Annotated in this window: 15 protein-coding genes; 9 read left to right on the top strand and 6 right to left on the bottom strand. The window is 57.9% G+C overall.

The genetic code is table 11. From position 1 onward, the window contains the following. The first annotated feature begins 18 nt into the window (after nucleotides 1–18). Nucleotides 19–2,139 carry a putative bifunctional diguanylate cyclase/phosphodiesterase gene (locus tag ACI7MX_RS08405; RefSeq protein WP_405590403.1) on the top strand — a complete coding sequence of 707 codons (2,121 nt, stop codon included), beginning with the start codon at nucleotides 19–21 and terminating at the stop codon, nucleotides 2,137–2,139. Between the two features lie 112 nt (nucleotides 2,140–2,251). Beyond that, complete coding sequence (locus ACI7MX_RS08400; protein ID WP_405590406.1) at nucleotides 2,252–3,433, top strand: acetyl-CoA C-acyltransferase family protein; 1,182 nt, start codon at nucleotides 2,252–2,254, stop codon at nucleotides 3,431–3,433. Between the two features lie 14 nt (nucleotides 3,434–3,447). Here the strand turns inward: ACI7MX_RS08400 and ACI7MX_RS08395 are convergent, their stop codons facing one another. After that, the gene (locus tag ACI7MX_RS08395) at nucleotides 3,448–4,314 is read right to left on the bottom strand and encodes a pirin family protein (protein ID WP_405590409.1); all 867 of its coding nucleotides are present in this window, start codon (nucleotides 4,312–4,314) and stop codon (nucleotides 3,448–3,450) included. Nucleotides 4,315–4,526: 212 nt separating this feature from the next. Between ACI7MX_RS08395 and pvdM the strand changes: the two genes are divergently transcribed. The 4 genes from pvdM to ACI7MX_RS08375 all read left to right on the top strand — a co-directional run bounded on the left by pvdM (nucleotide 4,527) and on the right by ACI7MX_RS08375 (nucleotide 11,241). Further along, nucleotides 4,527–5,885, top strand: coding sequence for a pyoverdine-tailoring dipeptidase-like protein PvdM (gene pvdM / locus ACI7MX_RS08390; RefSeq protein ID WP_405590412.1), 1,359 nt, complete (start codon nucleotides 4,527–4,529; stop codon nucleotides 5,883–5,885). Nucleotides 5,886–5,887: 2 nt separating this feature from the next. After that, a complete protein-coding gene (locus ACI7MX_RS08385; RefSeq protein ID WP_405590415.1) occupies nucleotides 5,888–6,742 on the top strand; it encodes a formylglycine-generating enzyme family protein in 855 nt (284 codons plus the stop codon). Nucleotides 6,743–6,939: 197 nt separating this feature from the next. Further along, nucleotides 6,940–8,604, top strand: a complete 1,665-nt coding sequence (locus ACI7MX_RS08380) for a cyclic peptide export ABC transporter (protein WP_405590418.1) — start codon at nucleotides 6,940–6,942, stop codon at nucleotides 8,602–8,604. 162 nt (nucleotides 8,605–8,766) lie between these two features. Then, on the top strand, nucleotides 8,767–11,241 hold the full coding sequence (locus ACI7MX_RS08375) for a TonB-dependent siderophore receptor (RefSeq protein ID WP_314487251.1): 2,475 nt from the start codon (nucleotides 8,767–8,769) through the stop codon (nucleotides 11,239–11,241). A 55-nt stretch (nucleotides 11,242–11,296) separates the two neighbouring features. Here the strand turns inward: ACI7MX_RS08375 and ACI7MX_RS08370 are convergent, their stop codons facing one another. Both ACI7MX_RS08370 and ACI7MX_RS08365 read right to left on the bottom strand, forming a co-directional pair. After that, nucleotides 11,297–13,123 carry a glycoside hydrolase family 15 protein gene (locus ACI7MX_RS08370; RefSeq protein WP_405590421.1) on the bottom strand — a complete coding sequence of 609 codons (1,827 nt, stop codon included), beginning with the start codon at nucleotides 13,121–13,123 and terminating at the stop codon, nucleotides 11,297–11,299. Continuing rightward, nucleotides 13,116–13,916, bottom strand: a complete 801-nt coding sequence (locus ACI7MX_RS08365; RefSeq protein ID WP_314487245.1) for a glucose 1-dehydrogenase — start codon at nucleotides 13,914–13,916, stop codon at nucleotides 13,116–13,118. Before ACI7MX_RS08365 ends, ACI7MX_RS08370 begins: the two co-directional genes overlap by 8 nt. A 183-nt stretch (nucleotides 13,917–14,099) precedes the next feature. Between ACI7MX_RS08365 and ACI7MX_RS08360 the strand changes: the two genes are divergently transcribed. Beyond that, a complete protein-coding gene (locus tag ACI7MX_RS08360) occupies nucleotides 14,100–15,041 on the top strand; it encodes a cupin (RefSeq protein ID WP_405590424.1) in 942 nt (313 codons plus the stop codon). Here ACI7MX_RS08360 and ACI7MX_RS08355 read toward each other — a convergent pair. Next, nucleotides 15,038–15,952 (bottom strand): LysR family transcriptional regulator, encoded by a 915-nt coding sequence (locus ACI7MX_RS08355; protein ID WP_405590427.1) that lies wholly within the window; start codon nucleotides 15,950–15,952, stop codon nucleotides 15,038–15,040. The genes ACI7MX_RS08360 and ACI7MX_RS08355 overlap by 4 nt on opposite strands. Nucleotides 15,953–16,056: 104 nt before the next feature. On the opposite strand from ACI7MX_RS08355, the gene ACI7MX_RS08350 reads away from it, so the two are divergent. Together ACI7MX_RS08350 and ACI7MX_RS08345 are read left to right on the top strand one after the other, a co-directional pair. Next, the gene (locus tag ACI7MX_RS08350; protein WP_405590430.1) at nucleotides 16,057–16,920 is read left to right on the top strand and encodes a LysR family transcriptional regulator; all 864 of its coding nucleotides are present in this window, start codon (nucleotides 16,057–16,059) and stop codon (nucleotides 16,918–16,920) included. Nucleotides 16,921–17,012: 92 nt separating this feature from the next. Then, the gene (locus ACI7MX_RS08345; protein WP_314487232.1) at nucleotides 17,013–18,257 is read left to right on the top strand and encodes an AGE family epimerase/isomerase; all 1,245 of its coding nucleotides are present in this window, start codon (nucleotides 17,013–17,015) and stop codon (nucleotides 18,255–18,257) included. Between the two features lies 1 nt (nucleotide 18,258). On the opposite strand, the gene ACI7MX_RS08340 is transcribed toward ACI7MX_RS08345, so the two are convergent. After that, on the bottom strand, nucleotides 18,259–18,846 hold the full coding sequence (locus tag ACI7MX_RS08340) for a sigma factor-like helix-turn-helix DNA-binding protein (RefSeq protein WP_405590434.1): 588 nt from the start codon (nucleotides 18,844–18,846) through the stop codon (nucleotides 18,259–18,261). A 128-nt stretch (nucleotides 18,847–18,974) separates the two neighbouring features. Beyond that, nucleotides 18,975–19,721: an SDR family oxidoreductase gene (locus tag ACI7MX_RS08335; RefSeq protein WP_405590437.1), complete on the bottom strand. Its 747-nt coding sequence runs from the start codon at nucleotides 19,719–19,721 to the stop codon at nucleotides 18,975–18,977. Nucleotides 19,722–19,729 lie beyond the last annotated feature (8 nt).

Here is a 19,729-nt window from a genome sequence, read left to right as displayed (position 1 = left end):
GTTCAAGGATCGCAGTACATGGCTAACCCCACGGACGATAAGCAAGCGCTACACACTCAAGCGCTTTGCTGGAACAACGCAAGCCACTTGCTCGCAGCCCTGAACGCCGCACAATCAGGCGCCTGGAGCTGGGATCTCGACAGCGGCGAGATCAGCTGGTCAAAAGGTGTTCACGCGTTATTTGGCCTGGATGCCGAGCAGGTATTGCCTGACAATCTCGAGCGCTTGGGCAATCTCTCTTTTGACGACTGGCCCAAGGCGCAGCGCGCGTTCCAAGACGTGATCAATGGTAATGCCAGGCAGGAGTTCATCCACCACCGGATCCGCTGGCCGGACGGTAGCCTGCACTGGTTGGAGGTGCGAGGGAGCCTCGTCAACCTGAAAAATGGCAGGCCTCTCATGTTGGGCATCATTCGCGAAGTTACGTTTCAACGTCAGCGCTTGAGTGTTTCCGAAGACAAATTCGCCAAGGCGTTTCACTCCAGCCCCGACGCCATCACTATCAGCGAGCTGTTCAGCGGTCGCTATCTGGAAGTCAATGAGGGTTTTAGTCGACTGACGGGGTACAGCAGCGCTGAAGCCATTGGTTGCAGCCCTTATGAGCTGGGCATTTGGGGCGATTATTCAAAGCGCCAGGCATTAATGAACGAACTGCGCGATAAGGGCCGAATCACGCACAGGGAAATCACAGGTCGCTCCAAGAGTGGTGCTGTACTTCACGTTGAAGTGTCTATCGAGCCGATCACCCTCAACGCTACGCCGTGCATATTGCTGACCGCCCGAGACATCAGCCAGCTAAAGATCGCTCAGGCCCAAGTCAGGCACCTGGCCTACCATGACCCGCTGACCAATTTGCCCAATCGTGCCCTGCTGATGGACCGCTTGAGCCAGTTAACTTCGATGCTCAACCGTCATGACCTGCGTGGGGCCTTGTTGTTTCTTGACCTGGACCATTTCAAGCACATCAATGACTCTCTGGGCCATCCCGTGGGCGATTCGGTGCTGCGCATCATCACGGCTCGCCTTGAAACCAGCGTGCGCAGCGAAGACACCGTAGCCCGCTTGGGCGGTGACGAGTTTGTCGTGGTGCTGACCGGCCTCAAGGGTACGCTCCAGGAGGTGACACACTCGGTACGCAACACGGCCGATGCGTTGCGTCAGTTACTGGCCGAACCCCTGTTTCTGGACGGCCAGCGCCTGCAAGTCACGCCCAGCATTGGCATAGTTATCCTGCCGGAGCATGGGACCCAGCCTGCCGACCTGCTCAAGCGTGCCGACATAGCCTTGTACCGGGCCAAGGACTGCGGCCGCAACACCGTCCAGCTTTTCGACTTTGCGATGCAAACCGCTGCCACTGAGCGGATGAGCCTGGAAAGCGATTTGCGCACTGCATTGGTCCGTAACGAGTTCAGCCTGCACTTTCAACCACAAGTTGACGCCCGCGAAAACCGCATCGTTGGCGCCGAAGCGCTGTTGCGCTGGGAACATCCGCAACGGGGTGCACAAGCGCCTGCCGAGTTCATCAGCATCCTTGAAGACAGCGGATTGATCGTTGACGTCGGCACTTGGGCGCTTGAGGAAGCCTGTCGATCATTACGCCTGTTACTTGATGAAGACTTGATTGACCCGAACAGCTTCAGACTATGCGTCAACATCAGCCCGCGCCAGTTTCGCCAAAATGACTTTGTCGAGCGGGTCCAAGCCAGCCTGAGCAATCACACGCTGCCAGCTTCGATACTCAAACTTGAGATTACCGAAGGTATCGTCATTCAGAACCTGGAGGACATCATCGGCAAAATGCGCCAGCTGATGGCCTTGGGCGTGAGCTTCGCAATGGATGATTTTGGCACGGGCTATTCCTCGCTGACCCACCTGAAACGTCTGCCAGTGGACACGTTAAAGATTGATAAATCGTTCATCCAGGACGCCATCAATGACCCAAGCGATACAGAAATTATCCGTGCCATTGTTGCAATGGCACACAGCTTGAAGATCACAGTGGTCGCTGAAGGTGTGGAACAGCAGAGCCAGTTAGCGTTCTTGCAGAGCCTGGGCTGCCATCTTTACCAAGGTTATCTGCACAGCCGACCGGTGCCCTTGGCGCAGTTCCAGGCGATGCTGAAGGGCCCAAATAACTGACAAGCCAACCGTAGCTAAAGGCCAAGACGCCCTCAAACGGACTAATCCCTGCGACCCGGCCGCATGAAATAATCTGCTTCACTTCAACCCATAACAAGAATAAGGACCTGCCATGCAAGCCCCTGAAATTTTCATTCTCAGCGCCCGGCGAACGGCCATCGGCACGTTTGGCGGCACGCTCAAGGATGTGCCGCTCTGCGATCTGGCCACCACGGTCGTCAAGGCCGCGCTCATCGACAGTCAAGTCGAGGCCGAGCGCATCGGGCACGTGGTCATGGGCAATGTAATTGCCACTGAACCCAAGGACGCCTACCTGGCGCGGGTCGCCGCGATCACCGCGGGTATTCCCAAGGAAACACCGGCGTATAACGTGAACCGCCTGTGCGGTTCCGGCTTGCAGGCGATCATTTCTGCCGCACATACCCTGCAACTGGGCGATGCCGATTTCGCCATTGGCGGCGGTGCGGAATCCATGAGCCGTGGCCCTTACCTGCTGCCGTCAGCCCGCTGGGGCGCGCGCATGGGGGATGCACTGGTGCAGGACTATATGCTCGGGATTCTTCACGATCCGTTCCAAGGCATTCATATGGGGATCACGGCGGAAAATGTGGCGCAACGCAATCACATCAGTCGTGAAGCGCAAGACGCCTTGGCGTTTACCGACCAACAACGTGCTGCGCACGCCATCGCCCAAGGCTATTTCGCCGCACAAATTGCGGAGGTCGAGGTGCCCGGTCGTAAAGGCACCAGCCTGTTCAATGTCGATGAACACCCGCGTGTGACCACGCTTGCGCAACTGGCGCAGATGAAGCCGGCGTTCAAAAAGGACGGCACCGTGACCGCGGGCAATGCTTCAGGCCTTAATGACGGCGCGGCGGCCTTGGTATTGGCCAGAGGTGATGCCGTTCGGGCCGCAAACCTCACCCCTATGGCGCGTCTGGTGGCGTATGCCCATGCCGGGGTCGAACCTGAATTGATGGGTTTGGGGCCCATACCGGCTACACGTCTGGCACTCAAGCGCGCGGGTTTACGAATTTCGGATATGGACGTGATTGAAGCCAACATCGCCTTTGCGGCGCAAGCGTGTGCGGTGATGGAGGAGCTGGAACTTGACCCGGCAAGGCTCAACCCGAACGGCTCGGGAATTGCACTGGGCCACCCGGTGGGCGCCACTGGCGCCATCATCGCCACCAAAGCGCTCCACGAGCTGCACCGGATAAAAGGCCGCTATGCCCTGGCCACCATGTGCATTGGCGGCGGTCAGGGCATAGCGGTGATTTTCGAGCGGGTCTAAGCGCCAGCCCGGAGTTATCCGGGCATCCGCCCAAATTTACCGGACTGGAAGTCAATAAAGGCCTGTTGAATCTCGGCCTCGGTGTTCATCACAAACGGGCCGTGACCTACAATCGGCTCGTCGATAGGCTCACCGCTCAAGATCAACACCGTAGCGTCTTGTTCGGCATCCAGAAGAATGTCAGTACCCTCGCGGTCGAACAGAACCAACTGGCCTTCACGCACGACTTCCTGACCATTGACCTCGACGGCACCGTGTAACACGACCAATGCGGTGTTACGACCTTGATGAAGATCAAAGGTGGCCGACTTACCTGCATTCAAACGCACATCCCAGACATCGATCGGCGTAAAGGTGCGCGCTGGGCCACGCTGGCCATCGAACTCACCGGCAATCAAGCGTAACCGACCGGCATTATCCTTGAGTTCCAGATCTGGGATCTCGCGGTCCAGAATCCCTTGATAGCCCGGTTCGGCCATTTTGTCCTTGGCGGGCAAGTTGACCCACAGTTGCACCATTTCAAGGGTACCGCCGCTGCGGGCAAAGGCTTCAGAGTGAAACTCTTCATGCAGGATCCCCGACGCTGCGGTCATCCATTGCACATCGCCCGGGCCAATCACACCGCCATTGCCGGTGGAATCGCGATGCTCCACTTCGCCTTTATAGACAATGGTCACTGTTTCAAACCCGCGATGCGGATGCTGACCTACACCACGACGCTCTGAAGTCGGCGTGAAGTCGGCTGGACCCGCGTAATCCAATAACAGAAACGGGCTGACATATTTGCCCATTCGGTCGTAGGAAAACATGGTGCGAACCGGGAAACCATCACCGACCCAATGGCCACGTGGAGCCGCATAAACACCTAGGATTTTTTTCATCTAGCACCTCCTGAAATTCATGCTAACCACTATAGATTCGCACCACCGAAGAGAGTAGAGGCTCTTTTTGAAACTCTGCGTCTCATTAATAGAACAGTTAGCGTTATATGTTGCGCATCACCAGCCTAAATCCTGCGCTTTGCCCCTCGTTCTCCCCTGATAGCAAAGGCCGTGCGCCGACCCCTTGACGGTGGATTCTGACTGAGATGGCAATGACTAAACCCCGTACAAAAAAAGGCCTGATGATAGGTATCCCATTGGCCTTAGTGGCTGCCCTCGCAGGGGGCTTTCTGGCCTGGGACGCGTTTTACAAGGGCAACCCGGGTTACCCGTTAAAAATCGTCAAACAGGCCGACGAGCTTCAAGAGCGTCTGTTGTCGTTCGATAGCCACATCACCATCCCGCTTGAGTTCGGCACGGCTGGCAATGAGGCCGACAAGGACGGGCCTGGACAGTTTGATCTGGTCAAAGCGGCGAAAGGTCGCCTTTCAGGGGCCGCGCTGACCATTTTTGGCTGGCCGGAAATATGGAATGGCCCCAATGCCCCGCACCGCCCCACGGCGGGTTTCGTAGAGGCCGCGCGCAACGAGCAGGAAGCCCGCTACCGGATCATCACCACGATGGTGCGCGACTTTCCCAATCAAGTCGCCATTGCCTACACCCCGGACGACTTTCGCCGCTTGCATGGCGAGGGCAAATTTGCGGTGTTTATCAGCATGCTCAACGCCTACCCGCTGGGTAACGATATCGACCAACTGGATAAATGGGCCGCACGGGGCATGCGCATGTTTGGCTTCAGTTATGTCGGCAACAACGACTGGTCCGACTCTTCACGCCCGCTGCCGTTTTTCAATGACACACCCGACGCACTCAATGGCCTGTCAGAAACCGGCAAACAGGCCGTACAGCGCTTGAACGAACTGGGGGTGATCATTGATGTGTCGCAAATGTCGAGCAAGGCACTGGAGCAAGTCAGCCAGTTGAGCCGCACACCGCTCGTGGCATCGCATTCGGCGCCCCGGGCGCTGGTGGATATACCGCGCAACCTCAGCGACAAGGACATGCAGTTGATCAAGGCCAGCGGTGGCGTGGTGCAAGTTGTTGGCTTCGGCACTTATCTGCGGCCCTTGAGCCAAGGCAGTCAGGACAAACTCAACGCCCTGCGCAGCCAGTTCGATTTACCGCCTTTGCACAACCTCGAAATGGCGTTGATGCCGGGTGACGCGATCATCACCGTATGGCCCGAGCAGCGCTTCGGCCAGTACGCCAGCGGCTTATACGGCATTGTCGACGAAGAACCCAAAGCCACCCTCAAGGATTACGGCGATGCCATTGATTATGCCGTGAAGAAAATCGGCATTGATCATGTCGGCATCAGCTCCGACTTCAACGATGGCGGCGGTCTGGACGGCTGGAAGGATGTCAGCGAAGCCCGCAACGTCACTGCCGAATTGCTGCAACGGGGTTACTCCGAGGGCGATATTGCCAAGCTGTGGGGCGGCAATTTTCTTCGGGTCTGGGACACCGTACAAAAAGCCGCCAAGCCAACGTCTACTGATGAAGTGAAATAACCATGCCTACGCTGAAACCCTTGTACTACCTGCCTTTGATCGCCTTGCTCGGCGCGCCTGCAGCCCATGCCGATGCACCTGGCACCGTCTTCAAAGACTGCAAGCATTGTCCGGAAATGGTCGTACTGCCCACCGGCAGTTTTATGATGGGTACGCCAGAGGATGAAGTCGGTCGCGAGCCCGATGAAGGCCCGATCCATAAGGTGACCTTCAGCACGCCAGTAGCCATCAGTCGTTTTCAAGTGACGGCGGCTGAGTTTGACGCCTATATCAAAGAAACCGGGGTCAAGATTGCCGATGGTGATGATCGTCCCGGCCGTGCCTGTATTGCCAGCAAACCGCGTTACCCGCAAGGGCCACGACAGCCTGCGGTGTGCATGGACTTCAAGGACGTTGAAGACTATGTGGCGTGGATTTCGAAGAAAACCGGTAAGCCGTATCGAATGGTCAGCGAAGCCACCCGTGAGTATGCCGCGCGCGCAGGCTCGACCGGGCCGTTCCCCTTCCCGATGGACGAAGGCAAGGGTTACAGCATCGCCCAACATGCCAACACCTATGGGCCTGCTGATGGCTACAGCTATACCTCGCCAGTGGGCACTTACCCGCCCAATGCCTTTGGCGTGTATGACATGCACGGCAATGTGTATGAGTTTGTTGAGGACTGCAAACACAGTGACTACACAGGCGCGCCAACCGATGGCAGCGCGTGGTTAACGGGCAGCACCTGTGAACTGCGTCAGATTCGCGGCAATGACTGGGGTGAAGCACCGGTGTTTTCGCGCTCGGGCAATCGTAATGACATCTACCCACAGACGCGCGGCGACTGGATCGGATTTCGGGTTCAGCGCGATCTTTAGGGATCAAAAGCCCCTCACCCTCACCCTCCCCCAAAGGGAGAGGGGACTGAATTGAGTCGTACACAAAATATCATTCACCGCATAAAACCCCCCTCTCCCTTTGGGAGAGGGTTAGGGTGAGGGTCGTTCGTTAAATCCATCGCCCAATCACTCGTTCACAAGAGACCGTCTTCCCTTGATCCAAGGAACTCTTGTTTATGAGCCAGTGCGCAACACCCCGAACCTCACCGGGGGTTCTTCGAGAGCTGTTAACCCTGCTCAAGCCGTTCCGCCTTATCGTCTGCCTGTCGGTCCTGCTGGGCATGATCGGCGGGTTAAGCGTGACGGTGCTGCTGGCAACCATCAATAACGCGCTGCACACCGAAGGCGGCCTCACCCAGCAGGTGGTCGCGGTGTTTGCCGGGCTGTGTGTACTGGCCCTGCTCAGCACCATTTGCTCAGACATCGGCAGCAACTATGTCGGCCAGCACATCATTGCCAGACTGCGTAAGGAACTCGGCGAAAAAGTGCTCTCGGCACCCATCTCGCAAATCGAACGCTACCGCAGTCACCGCCTCATCCCAGTGCTGACCCACGACGTCGACACCATCAGCGACTTCGCCTTCGCCTTCGCCCCCCTGGCCATTTCACTGACCGTAACCCTTGGCTGCATGGGCTATCTGGCCATGCTGTCATGGCCGATGTTTCTGATGATGCTGGTGGCGATTGTCATCGGCACCATCATTCAGTACATCGCCCGGGGGTATGGCCTCAACGGTTTCTCTGAAGCCCGCGACGCCGAGGACGAGCTGCAAAAGCACTACAACGCCATTGCCGAAGGCGCCAAGGAGCTGCGCATTCACCGGCCGCGCCGCCAGCGCATGTTCAACTCGGGCATTGCCCACACCGCGCAAAAAATCTGTGACACTCAAGTCCGCTCGATCAACACCTTCGTGATCGCCAAAAGCCTGGGCTCAATGCTGTTTTTCGTCGTCATCGGTTTGGCGCTGGCCATGCAGTCGCTGTGGCCGAGCAATAACCCCGGCGTCATTAGCGGCTTTGTGCTGGTGCTGCTGTATATGAAAGGCCCGCTGGAGCATTTGATCAGCACCCTGCCGATCATCAGCCGCGCACAAATTGCATTCCGCCGTATTGCTGATCTGTCTGAACAGTTCAACTCACCCGAACCGCATTTGTTGCTCAATGACCAGAGCACGCCCGACAAGACCGTAAACAGCCTGGAGCTGGTGGACGTCAATTACCGTTTCGCCGCTGTTGAAGGCAGCGCATCGTTTCGACTGGGGCCGGTTAACCTGAAGATCAATCAGGGTGACATTGTGTTTATCGTCGGCGAAAACGGCTGCGGCAAAACCACCTTGATCAAACTGCTGCTGGGCCTGTACGCACCGCAACAGGGTGAGATTCGCCTCAACGGCAAGGCCGTTGACGCCCAAACCCGTGACGACTATCGCCAGCTGTTCACCACCATTTTTGCCGACTACTACCTGTTCGACGACGTGGTGCAGGGCGACATGAAAATCCCTCAGGACGCCGAGCAATACCTCAAGCGTCTGGAAATTTCGCACAAGGTCAGCATCACAGACGGTCAGTTCAGCACCACCGACCTCTCCACCGGCCAGCGCAAGCGCCTGGCACTGGTCAACGCCTGGCTTGAAGAGCGCCCTGTGCTGGTGTTTGACGAATGGGCGGCCGACCAGGACCCCACCTTCCGGCGCATTTTCTATACCGAGCTGCTGCCGGATCTCAAGCGACTGGGCAAAACCATCATCGTGATCTCCCACGACGATCGCTATTTCGACGTCGCCGATCAACTGGTGCGCATGGACAGCGGCAAAGTCTCTACAGCACTGGAAACGGCCTGACATCGGCACCGCTGCCACAGCCAGTGGTAGCGGCAACCGAGGCTGCAAACATTAAATTTCAAAAATCCAGGAACTTCATTCCGGTTTCTTAATCGCGCTGCGTCTAATAACTATTCCCATTAACAAAAAAATAATTCAATCCCTTTGGAGCCTAGGCACGCAATGCAACGACCACACTTGAGCCGGACCCCCCTTTCGATTGCTACCCAACGCCAGACGGTTCGTCGAACCCTGCTGTCCAGTGCTTTGGTTGCCTCGGTTCTATTGGGGTCTTCAATGGCCCAGGCGGCTCCGGTTGCCTTGAACATTCCAGCGCAATCGCTGGCCAGCGCGTTGAATGAGTTTGGCAAACAAGCCAATCTGCAAGTGCTGTATAGCCCGGATCAGGTGCAGGGAATCAAGTCGCGTACCGTTTCGGGCTCGCTGGAGCCGGTCAAGGCACTGGAAACCTTGCTGCAAGGCAGCGGCATTTCGTATCAGCTTAATGGCGACACTGTGATTCTGAGTGCACCTCAAGGCAAAGGCCTTGAACTGGGGGCCACCACCGTTTCCGGCCAAGGGCTGGGCACCTCGCTGACCACTGAAGACACCGGTTCCTATACAACAGGCGCCACCAGCAGCTCGACCAAGCTGCCGTTGTCGATTCGCGAAACACCCCAGACCGTCACGGTGGTCACCCGTCAGAACATGGACGATCAGGGCGCACAAAGCATTGGCGACGTACTGCGTAATGCGCCGGGTATTTCCACTCAGGCCTACGACAGTGACCGCATGGAATATTCGGCCCGTGGCTATGCCATCACCAATTACCAGTACGACGGCGTCAACTCGATGTATGACGGCGTGTTTGATGAAGGCGCCACCAAGGTCGACATGGCCTTGTATGACCGCGTTGATATCGTTAAAGGGGCCACCGGCCTGTTGTCCGGTTCCGGCGAGCCTTCGGCGACCGTGAACATGATCCGTAAAAAACCGACCCGTGAATTCAAGGCTTCGATTACCGGTAGCGTCGGCTCGTGGGACAACTACCGTACCGAAGGTGATATTTCCGGGTCGTTGAATGACGATGGCAGCGTGCGTGGACGACTGGTCGGGGTGTATCAGGATGCTGATTCGTATATCGACCACTACTCCCGAAAGAATGACGTGTTCTACGGCATCATCGAGGCCGACGTTACCCCGGACACGACCCTGACGTTTGGCATGGATTACCAGAACATCAAGCCCCGCGGCTCGTCCTGGACCGGTAACCCGTACTACTTCTCGGACTACAGCAAAACCGACTTCAGCCGCTCGTTCAACCCGGCTACCGACTGGAGCCGTCGCGATGTTCAAGCGCAAACCACGTTTGCCTCCCTTGAGCACCGCTTTGCCAATGACTGGAAAATCAAAGGCACGCTGAACCAGCAAACCAACGACCATGACACCCAATTAGGTTCCGCCAGCGGCGGCACGCCCAACCCGGTCACCGGTGACGGCATGTTTTTCTACTGGGGCAAGTGGGAAGGCCATCGTGTACAGACCACTGCCGATATCAACGCCAGCGGGCCGTTCACGCTGTTTGGCCGTGAGCATGAGCTGGTTGTCGGCTACACCTCGCAAGACTCCCGCCAAACCGGCGCGACCTTCGACGGTAGCCTGTTTGAAATGGTGCCGGGGAGCATCTTTGACTGGAACGGCCATTACCCGAAGCCTGACTTCCCGAAAAACGGCAAGTACGAAACCAACCAGAACCAGAACAGTGCTTACATCGCTGCGCGCTTCAAGCCCACCGACGATTTGTCGCTGATCCTGGGCACCCGCGTCAGCGACTTTCAGTACAACAGCACTTACAAGTACTACGAACAAACCAATCTGTTCAGCGACAATAAAACCACCTCCAAACAGCACGGTCGTGTCACACCGTATGCGGGTGTGGTGTATGACATCAACGACACTTACTCGGCCTACGCCAGCTACACCTCGATTTACAAACCCGTCACTGACCGCAGCATTTCCGGCACCACGCTGGCACCTACAGAAGGCAACAGCTACGAATTGGGCTTGAAGGCCGAGTACTTCGATGGTCGCCTCAATGCCAGCGTTGCAGCGTTCCGCACTGAACAGAAAAAACTGCCGATTCAGGTCGGCACCAACCCGAATACCAACGAGGGCATCTTCGAGTCCCTGGATGGCGCAACCACCAAGGGCATCGAATTTGAGCTGACCGGCGAAGTGATGCGCGACTGGAACGTAATTGCCGGTTACACCTACGCCCAGACCCGGTCCGATGATGGCGAACGGGTATATGGCTACCCGCTGCAAACCACCAAGCCTGAAAATGTCGCCAAACTGTTCACCACCTACCGCCTGCCGGGCGTGCTAAACAAAGTGACCGTGGGCGGTGGTGTGAATTGGCAAAGTCCGTTCTACGGCCAGATCTACAACGATCCCAAGGGCGATTACGACATCATCGAGCAGCACAGCTACGCGCTGGTCAACCTGATGACGCGGTACGAATACAACGACCACCTGACCTTTAACCTAAATGCCGACAATGTCTTCGACAAGAAATACCTGTCCGGGCTGGGTAACTTCAACACCACGTATTACGGCGCGCCACGCAGTCTGATGCTGACCACCAAGTACACGTTCTAAAGGTATACGTGCTCGACGCAAAAGCCCCGGATCAATGATCCGGGGCTTTTGCATTTCAGGGTTGCCACTGAGTCTTTTGGTTATCCAGTTTGCGGTCCAGAAAACTCGCCGCGCTGATTAACGCCAAATGAGTCAACGCCTGTGGAGTATTGCCCAAATGACGGGCGTGACAGTCGAATTCCTCGGCATACAACCCCAGCGGGTTGGCATAGCGCAGCAACTGTTCGAACTCCTGATGCGCTTTTTCAACCTGTCCGGCGCGGGCCAGGCACTCTACGTACCAGAATGAACAGGCGGCGAAGGCCCCTTCTGTACCTTGCAGGCCATCCATGCCGCTGTCCTCATTGCGGTAGCGATAGACCATGCCGTCGCGCACCAGCGTTTTTTCTATGGCGGCCAGCGTTGCCAGCCACGCAGGGTCCGTGGCGCCGATAAAACGCACTAATGGCATCAACAACATCGAACCGTCCAGCGCCGTCCCGCCCTTGTACTGCACAAAATGACCGCGCTCGGCATTGAAAAAATTAGCCCAAATATCGCTGTGAATCGCTTGGCGGGTGTCGTTCCACTGCGCAAAAGGCGCGGGCAATGAGCGTTTTGACGCCAGACGGATCGCCCGGTCCAATGCCACCCAGCACATCAGCCGGGAATGCAGAAAGTGATGTTTCTCACCGCGCATCTCCCAAATGCCGACATCGGCCTGATCCCAGGTGTCGCAGACGTGGTTCACGATTTGGGTCACATGCTGCCAGCCCTCATGACTGATCGCCTCACCGTATTTATTGGTCAGGTAAACCGCGTCCAGCAACTCGCCGTAAATATCCAGTTGCACTTGGTCCACGGCACCATTGCCGATGCGCACAGGCGACGCCCCGCCGTGTCCAGACAAATGACTCAAGGTGGTTTCCGCCAATTCGGTGCGGCCATCGATGCCGTACATGATGTGAAGCTTGAGCGGTTCAGCGCAGCATTCCCCCACCCGACCGCGCAACCAGCGCATAAACCCATTGGCCTCCTCGGTAAACCCCAGACGCATAAAGGCGTAGACGGTAAAGGACGCGTCGCGAATCCAGGTGTAGCGATAATCCCAATTGCGCTCGCCGCCGGGGGTCTCCGGCAAACCAAAGGTCGCCGCAGCGATAATCGCGCCGGTATTGCGAGAGGTGAGTAATTTGAGGGCCAGCGCCGAGCGGTTAATCATTTCCCGCCAGCGCCCTCGATAACTCGATTGCGCTATCCAGCGGCGCCAGTAATGCAGGGTGCGCTGCAAAGCCAAATCCCCTTCGCCGACTTGCACCCGCAAATCGTCGCCCGCGCCCAGTACAAATTCCGCGGTTTCGCCTTCTTTCAGGGTAAAGCGGCTACAGGCCGCTTGATCCTCAATGCTCAAGGGCTGGGTGGAGGCCAATCGCAGCGTCGGTTGGCCCAGGGCCTGAAAACACACATCGGCACCGTCCACCACGGCTTGAGTGTCTGCCCGCGCATAGTCATGACGCACTGCACAGCGCAGTTCAAAGGTCGCTGTACCGCTGACAACGCGCACCCGGCGCATCAACAAAGGCAACTCATCCTCATGATCGCTCACTGGCAACAGGTCCGTCACATCGACCACCGCCTCTTGCGCCAGCCAGCGGGTTTGCAAAACATTGCTGTCAGGCAGATACAGCTGTTCGCGACGAGCATCCGGCAGCTGCGGTGCCAGCTGAAAAATACCGGCCTGGGGGGTGTCCAGCAGTGAGCAGAAAATGGAAGGACTGTCGAACTCGGGCCAGCAAAAAAAATCCACGCTGCCCTGATCACTGACCAACGCAGCCGTGCGCATGTCTCCAATGATGCCATGGGCTTCAATGGCGCTTTGCGACGCTTCAGAAAGGTTAACCATTGCCACGGAACTCCGGATAAAGGCTCATACCGCCATCAATAAACAGCGTACTGCCGACAACATAATCAGAAGCATCACTGGCCAGCCACACCACAGCGTTGGCCACATCGTCAGCCTCGCCGACACGGCCATACGGAATCAGCTTCAACAACGCTTGCTCAGCAGCGCCCTGAGTGACTTCGCGATTGATCGCAGTGCGAATCGCGCCCGGCGCGATGCCATTGATGCGAATTTTCTGATGGCTGACCTCCTGCGCGAGGCTGCGCATCAGCATCTCGACACCGCCCTTGGAGGCCGCGTAATTAACGTGCCCGGCCCAGGGAATCAATTGGTGCACCGAGCTCATGTGAATAATCTTGCCCGCCGCACAGGACACGCCGGGGCGAATGCCTTGGCGATTGAAGATCCGCAACGCGGAACGTGCACACAGGAACTGGCCGGTAAGATTGACCCCGATCACCGTATTCCACTGCTCCAGTGTCATATCAACCACCGCCGCATCCTTTTGTAATCCGGAGTTGGCCACCAGGATGTCGAGGTAACCGAAAGCATCCAGCGTCTGGGCAAACAGTTGCTCGACATCCGCTTCTTTAGAAACGTCACCTGCCAATGCAATCGCCCTGCCCCCGGACTGATTGATCTCATCGGCCAACGCTTGAGCCGGCGCTGCTTGTGAATGGTAATTGAGCACCACCGCAGCACCCGCGGCAGCCAGTGCGCGGGCACTGGCGGCTCCCAGTCCGGAGCTTGCGCCGGTGACCAGAGCGACCTGTTGAGCAAGAGATATCTGCATGATTGTCAGCGCCTGTTTTGTGAGAGGGCATTGACTGCTGACCGGCTCATTGGCGCAGGAGTTCAAAATCGGAGCCTTCAATGAACGCCCTTTTGCGCATAACTGCTGTTCCCGTTCAGGCCTTAACGCTGGCCACAGTGCTTCGTATAGTGGCCTTCAGCTCACCCACAAGAAGAAATCCTGATGAACAGCCTGACTGAGTCGCTGCACACCCTCGATGTGATGAATGCTGAACGGGACGCCGAGTACTTTGAGTACAGCAAGGCCGCCAACCCCATCAGTGCGGGATTGATTTCCCGTATTCCTTACCAGAATTTTCCGTCTTCTTTGTATGACTCAGGCCCCAGCCGTGTGGTGCCGCTGGACTTGAGCGAAGCACTCGGCTGCGAAGGCCCGGCGACCGGGCAAGGCTTACTGGCCAGTTTTATCCGCCTCAATGCCGGTGACACCCTATGCCTGACCCCCACTGCAACCTCACAAGTGCTGTACGTGATCGCAGGTAAGGGCTCACTGGAGCAAGGCAGCTATTCCTTTGAGTGGGTAAAAGGCTGCTTTATCGCCCTGCCGGGTATGGAATCGGTCCACCTGACGGCCAGCGCCGATGCCCGCTTTTATTATGTGCATGACGAGCCGTTGTTGCGTTATTTGGGTGTGGCCCCCACCCGTCAACCCTTTAGTGCGACCTTGTACCCCGCCGAGAAAGCCAACGCCAAACTGCGCGAAGCCGCCGATGATCCCCGCGCGCAAGACCGCAGCCGCGTCAGCATCCTGCTGGGCAACCGGCACTTCCCGCAAACCCGAACCGTGACCCATGTGCTCTGGGCCATGTACGGCATTTTGCCCGCAGGCTCGGTGCAGAAACCTCATCGCCATCAATCCATCGCCTTGGACTTCATCATCGATTGCCCAGCGGGCTGCTACACGCTGGTGGGCAGCGACATTGATGAAAACGGCCAGATTCGCAACCCGACCCGCGTCGACTGGGCACCAGGGTTAGCCTTTGTCACCCCGCCGGGTTACTGGCATGCGCATTTCAATGAATCCGACCGTGAAGCGTTCTTGATACCGATTCAGGACGCGGGCCTGCAGACCTATCTGCGCGCACTGGATATCCGGTTCAGCTAACGCTGCCAGAACGCCGGACTGCCCACCTGCTCCACCATAAAGTCGATAAAACAGCGCACTTTGGACGACACAGTGCGCTTGGGCGGATACACCAACCACAGCGCCGCAGGCACCTGTGTCGCCTGCACTCGCCAGTCGGGCAGCCAGTTGATCAACTCGCCTCGCGCCAGTTTCTCGGTCACTAACCAGTCGGGCAGCAGCGCAACGCCCAAGCCCTGTTCAACGGCCAGTAACTGCGCATCCAGCTCATTGATACGCAGCGGGCCGTGGACTGCGACCCGTTGCACGGCAAGGTCAATGTCTTGGCGCGGGACAAAAAAAACGTCGCTGGGCAGATTGCCATTGAGCACTACCGGCCCCAATGCTTGCGGGGTATCAGGCGCGGGATGCTGTTGCGCATACCCGGCACTGACACACACCAGCGTGTGCTCATTGGCCAGCTTGCGCGCCTTGAGGCTGGAGTCGGGCAAGGTGCCAATGCGTAATGCCAGGTCCACGCCTGTGCTGATGAGATTGACAGGGTGTTCGTCCAGCGTCAGCTCCAGGTGCACCTCTGGGTAACGCGCCGCAAACGCCCCCAGCAACGGCACGATGTGGTGCCGGGCAAACGCGGGCGGCACGGTCAGTTTGAGCACACCCCGCGGGCGCTGATTAAGCGAGGACGTCGCCTGTCGCGCTTGATCCAGTTCGTCGAGCACACGCAGGGCGTGAAGCAAGAAGGTTTCACCGCCTTCCGTCAAATGCAGCGTGCGCGTTGAACGGTTGAAAAGGGCAATGCCCAGATCTTGCTCCAAGTCTTTGATGTAGCGCGACACCGTCGAGGCTTTGATCGACAGCTTTTCGGCAGCGCGGGAGAAGTTATTGGCGTGCGCCGCTTCGACAAAAGCGTTCAGGGCAGCAAAGTAGTCCATTGGCGACACGCATCAGGGAAAGGTCCCTGAAGGCTATCAGAGCGGAGTGTTAGTGAGTCAAACCAAATCCCACTACACTGGCTCATTTGCACAGTGGCGCGATCATGGACCTCGACCTGGCCCGTACTTTCCTCGAAATCGTTCGTAGCGGCAGCCTCGCCAGCGCGGCCGAGAAACTTCATGTCACCCAGACGGCCGTCACCGCACGGGTGCAAAAGCTCGAAAGCCTGCTCGGCGTGACGCTGTTCGTGCGCAACCGCGCCGGCGCCAAACTGACCCCCGACGGCGAAGCGTTTGTGCTGTACGCCAACCAACTGCTGCAAACCTGGGAGGCTGCCCGGCGTGATTTACCTCGTCCCGAAGGCCTGCACCAGATACTGCACATCGGCGGCGAAGTCAGCCTGTGCAACCCGATGATACTGAACTGGGCCAAAACCCTGCGCCAACACCTGCCAACCCATGCCCTGCGCGTGCAAATTCGCGACTGCGAACAGTTACTGCGCCAAGTGGAAATGGGCCTGCTGGACGCGGCGCTGGTGTATCAGCCAGCGTATTGGCCAGGTGTACAAGTGGAGCAGTTGCTGGAAGAAAAACTGATCCAGATTCGTCGTCCCGACCTACCCGAGCCTTACGTCTATGTGGACTGGGGCGACGAGTTCCGTCAGCAACACGATGCCGCCCTGCCCGACAAAGCCCGTGCGGCCATCAGTTTTAATCTGGGGCCGGTGGCGCTGCACTACATTCTGGATAACGGGGGCAGCGGTTACTTTCGTACCCGGGTGGTTGAAAGCTACCTGGCCAGCGGCGCTCTGGAGCGCGTGCCAAAGGCCCCCGAATTCACGAATCCAACCTATCTGGTGTATTCACACGAACGCGACAGCCCCGCCTTGCAGCAGGCCATCGTGTTATTGCGCGAAAGGGTCAAGCAAGACAGCGATTGGTCACAGCGCTGGGGGGCCGAAATTTAAGCGTATCTGACACAGATGAAAGCTTTCAGCTTTGCGGCTGATCCCTTAGTCTGCGTGCGCAGAACATCGCACAAAAACAATACAGGTGGCCCATGACCGACCTTACCCAGGCCAGCGACAGCTGGCTGACATCCCTGCCCCATCAACAGTGGCTGCACGATCAGGGGCAGACACTGCTGGACTTCGCCAAAGCCGCGCGCGTGCCCCTCGGATTTGCCCAACTCGACCGCTTTGGCCGCCGCGCAGACACGGCGCCAGCCGACACCATCACCACCGCGCGCATGGTGCACAGTTTCTCGCTAGCCCATATTCAAGGCCTGCCGGGTTGCGCCCCCTTGATCGACCACGGGCTGGCAGCACTGGCGGGGCCTTTGCGTGACTGCGAACACGGCGGCTGGTTTGCCAGCCCTCACGCGCAAGACGGCAATACCCGCAAAGCCGCCTATCTGCATGCTTTTGTTGCCCTGGCGGCCAGCTCCGCAGCAGTGGCCGGACGGGGCGGCTCCGCTGAATTGCTGAGCGATGCAGTCGCCATTCTGGAAAATCGTTTTTGGGCCGAGCACGAGGGCGCCTTGCGCGAAAGCTTTGCGGGCGACTGGAGCGATTGCGAAGCGTATCGAGGCGCTAACAGCAATATGCATGGCACCGAAACGTTTTTAGCCTTGGCCGATGTGTTGGATGAAGACCTGTGGCTGGACCGCGCCCTGCGCATGGCAGAACGGGTGATTCACCAGCACGCCGCTAACGCCGATTACTTGCCCGTCGAGCATTTCGATGCCCAATGGCGCCCTTTGCCGGACTATAACCGGGACAACCCGGCGGATGGTTTTCGGCCCTTCGGCAAAACGCCGGGCCATGCGTTTGAATGGGCCCGCTTGTTGCTGCACCTTGAGGCTGCACGCAAACAGCGCGGTCTGCCCGTGCCTGAATGGTTGTTGGGCGATGCTCGCCAGTTGTTCGCCAGCGCATGTCAGTTTGGCTGGAATGTCGATGGCAGCCCCGGGGTGGTGTACACCCTGGACTGGGACAACCGCCCGGTGGTTCGCGAACGCCTGCACTGGACGCTGGCCGAAGCGTCGGCAGCCGCGGCAGCACTATTGCAACGTACGGGTGAGCCAATGTACGAAGTCTGGTACCAACGCTTTTGGGACTATATCGATCTGCATATGATTGACCGCCAGTACGGCAGTTGGCATCACGAACTGAGCCACGACAACCTGCCCTCTGAAACGATCTGGCCTGGTAAACCCGATCTGTACCACGCTTACCAGGCTACGTTGCTGCCGCGTCTGCCACTGGCAATCAGCCTGGCCAGTGCGCTGAAATTGCGTCGCTGAATCACAGGCTGAGCAAGAGTAAAAACAGACCGCCTTGCAGCATCTTTTTGTGAACAGTACAGGGGCGGCCCAGCAGTGCTTGCTGCGCGGCCTCGAGCTGCCCTGAATTGTGCTGCGAAACGTTGTGCAACGTCGCGACCGGAGCCTTCAACACCCCGGCAACCCGCTGCCAGGCAGCCAAATGCTCGGGGTTGTCAGCCAACCAGGCCTTGAACACTTGACGTTGCGAGGGGCAGGCATGCCCAGATTCCAGTCGCAACAGCCAATCAATGGCGGTCTGGGTCGTAGCATCGAGTCGGGCTTTACCCTTCGACACACACTGGGCAAAGGCCCGGCGCAACTCACGTTCGACAGTGCTTAACGAGACACCCAATTGGTCGGCGATGGCTTGCTGCGTCTGGCCTCCCAGACGGTTGAGCAAAAACGAGCGTTTGACCCGCGCAGGCAAGCCTGCGAGTGCGCGGTCGATTTCTTCAATCGCTTCGCGCATCAAACGGGCGTGTTCGCCAGACAACCCGCCGCGCCACATCGCATCACGAGCGCAATCGGGATGTGTCAGCGCGGTGTCGGATTCCACAGTGATAGGCACGATAATAACCAGACTCAAATAGCAATAAGTCGCATTACCAGCCTATCAACAGGAAATGCAATGCTGCGTTTTGCCGGGTCTGATTGACTGCACGCACAGGGCCTCTAACCAGAAGGCAAGGCTGCTTTTTAACGCCCGCCCCCCAGATCCAGAAAGGTACCTGTGGTGTAAGAAGCTTTGTCCGAAAGAAGCCAGATAATCGCTTCGGCCACCTCCTCCGGGCGCCCACCCCGGCCCATGGGGATGATCGGTTCGAGCTTGCTGACCCGCCCCGGATCGCCACTCAACGCATGAAAGTCAGTGAAGATATAGCCCGGCCGCACCGCATTGACTCGAATCCCCTCTCCCGCCAACTCTTTGGACAAACCCAGGGTAAAGGTATCCAGCGCACCTTTGGAGGCCGCGTAATCGACGTATTCACCGGGCGATCCCAGTCGCGCTGCCACTGACGAGACATTGACAATATTGCCGCCTTGCCCGCCGTACCGGGGGGACATGCGTAACACCGCATGCTTGGCACAGAGTATCGGACCCAGCACGTTGGTTTTCAGGGTGTGCATCACCCGCAGTTCGGACAGTTCATCAACCCGTGACTTGAGGCCCACGGTGCCAGCATTGTTGACCAGCGCAGTCACTGGCCCCAACTGCTCATCGACCTCAAGAAACAGACGGATGATTTCTTCTTCGTCGCTCACATCGGCGCGAATGGCGATGGCCTTCGCCCCCAAGGCACGCACCTGCGCCAGCACTTCATGGGCTGCCGCATCGTCGGCCAGATAGTTGATGCAGATCTTGTAGCCCTGCCGCGCCGCCAGCACGGCCGTTGCTGCGCCAATGCCTCGGCTGCCACCGGTGATCACGATGACTTTGTCCATAAATACGC

Origin of the sequence: Pseudomonas sp. 2024-210, assembly GCF_045062345.1 — a bacterium.
Lineage (GTDB): Bacteria > Pseudomonadota > Gammaproteobacteria > Pseudomonadales > Pseudomonadaceae > Aquipseudomonas.
The sequence above is the reverse complement of the archived record's forward strand: the minus strand, read 5'-3'. Positions and strand labels throughout refer to the sequence as shown.

Coding starts and splice junctions, on each gene's coding strand:
- ACI7MX_RS08405 (WP_405590403.1), top strand. CDS start 19: ATGGCTAACCCCACGGACGATAAGCAAGCGCTACACACTCAAGCGCTT.
- ACI7MX_RS08400 (WP_405590406.1), top strand. CDS start 2,252: ATGCAAGCCCCTGAAATTTTCATTCTCAGCGCCCGGCGAACGGCCATC.
- ACI7MX_RS08395 (WP_405590409.1), bottom strand. CDS start 4,314: ATGAAAAAAATCCTAGGTGTTTATGCGGCTCCACGTGGCCATTGGGTC.
- pvdM (WP_405590412.1), top strand. CDS start 4,527: ATGACTAAACCCCGTACAAAAAAAGGCCTGATGATAGGTATCCCATTG.
- ACI7MX_RS08385 (WP_405590415.1), top strand. CDS start 5,888: ATGCCTACGCTGAAACCCTTGTACTACCTGCCTTTGATCGCCTTGCTC.
- ACI7MX_RS08380 (WP_405590418.1), top strand. CDS start 6,940: ATGAGCCAGTGCGCAACACCCCGAACCTCACCGGGGGTTCTTCGAGAG.
- ACI7MX_RS08375 (WP_314487251.1), top strand. CDS start 8,767: ATGCAACGACCACACTTGAGCCGGACCCCCCTTTCGATTGCTACCCAA.
- ACI7MX_RS08370 (WP_405590421.1), bottom strand. CDS start 13,123: ATGGTTAACCTTTCTGAAGCGTCGCAAAGCGCCATTGAAGCCCATGGC.
- ACI7MX_RS08365 (WP_314487245.1), bottom strand. CDS start 13,916: ATGCAGATATCTCTTGCTCAACAGGTCGCTCTGGTCACCGGCGCAAGC.
- ACI7MX_RS08360 (WP_405590424.1), top strand. CDS start 14,100: ATGAACAGCCTGACTGAGTCGCTGCACACCCTCGATGTGATGAATGCT.
- ACI7MX_RS08355 (WP_405590427.1), bottom strand. CDS start 15,952: ATGGACTACTTTGCTGCCCTGAACGCTTTTGTCGAAGCGGCGCACGCC.
- ACI7MX_RS08350 (WP_405590430.1), top strand. CDS start 16,057: ATGGACCTCGACCTGGCCCGTACTTTCCTCGAAATCGTTCGTAGCGGC.
- ACI7MX_RS08345 (WP_314487232.1), top strand. CDS start 17,013: ATGACCGACCTTACCCAGGCCAGCGACAGCTGGCTGACATCCCTGCCC.
- ACI7MX_RS08335 (WP_405590437.1), bottom strand. CDS start 19,721: ATGGACAAAGTCATCGTGATCACCGGTGGCAGCCGAGGCATTGGCGCA.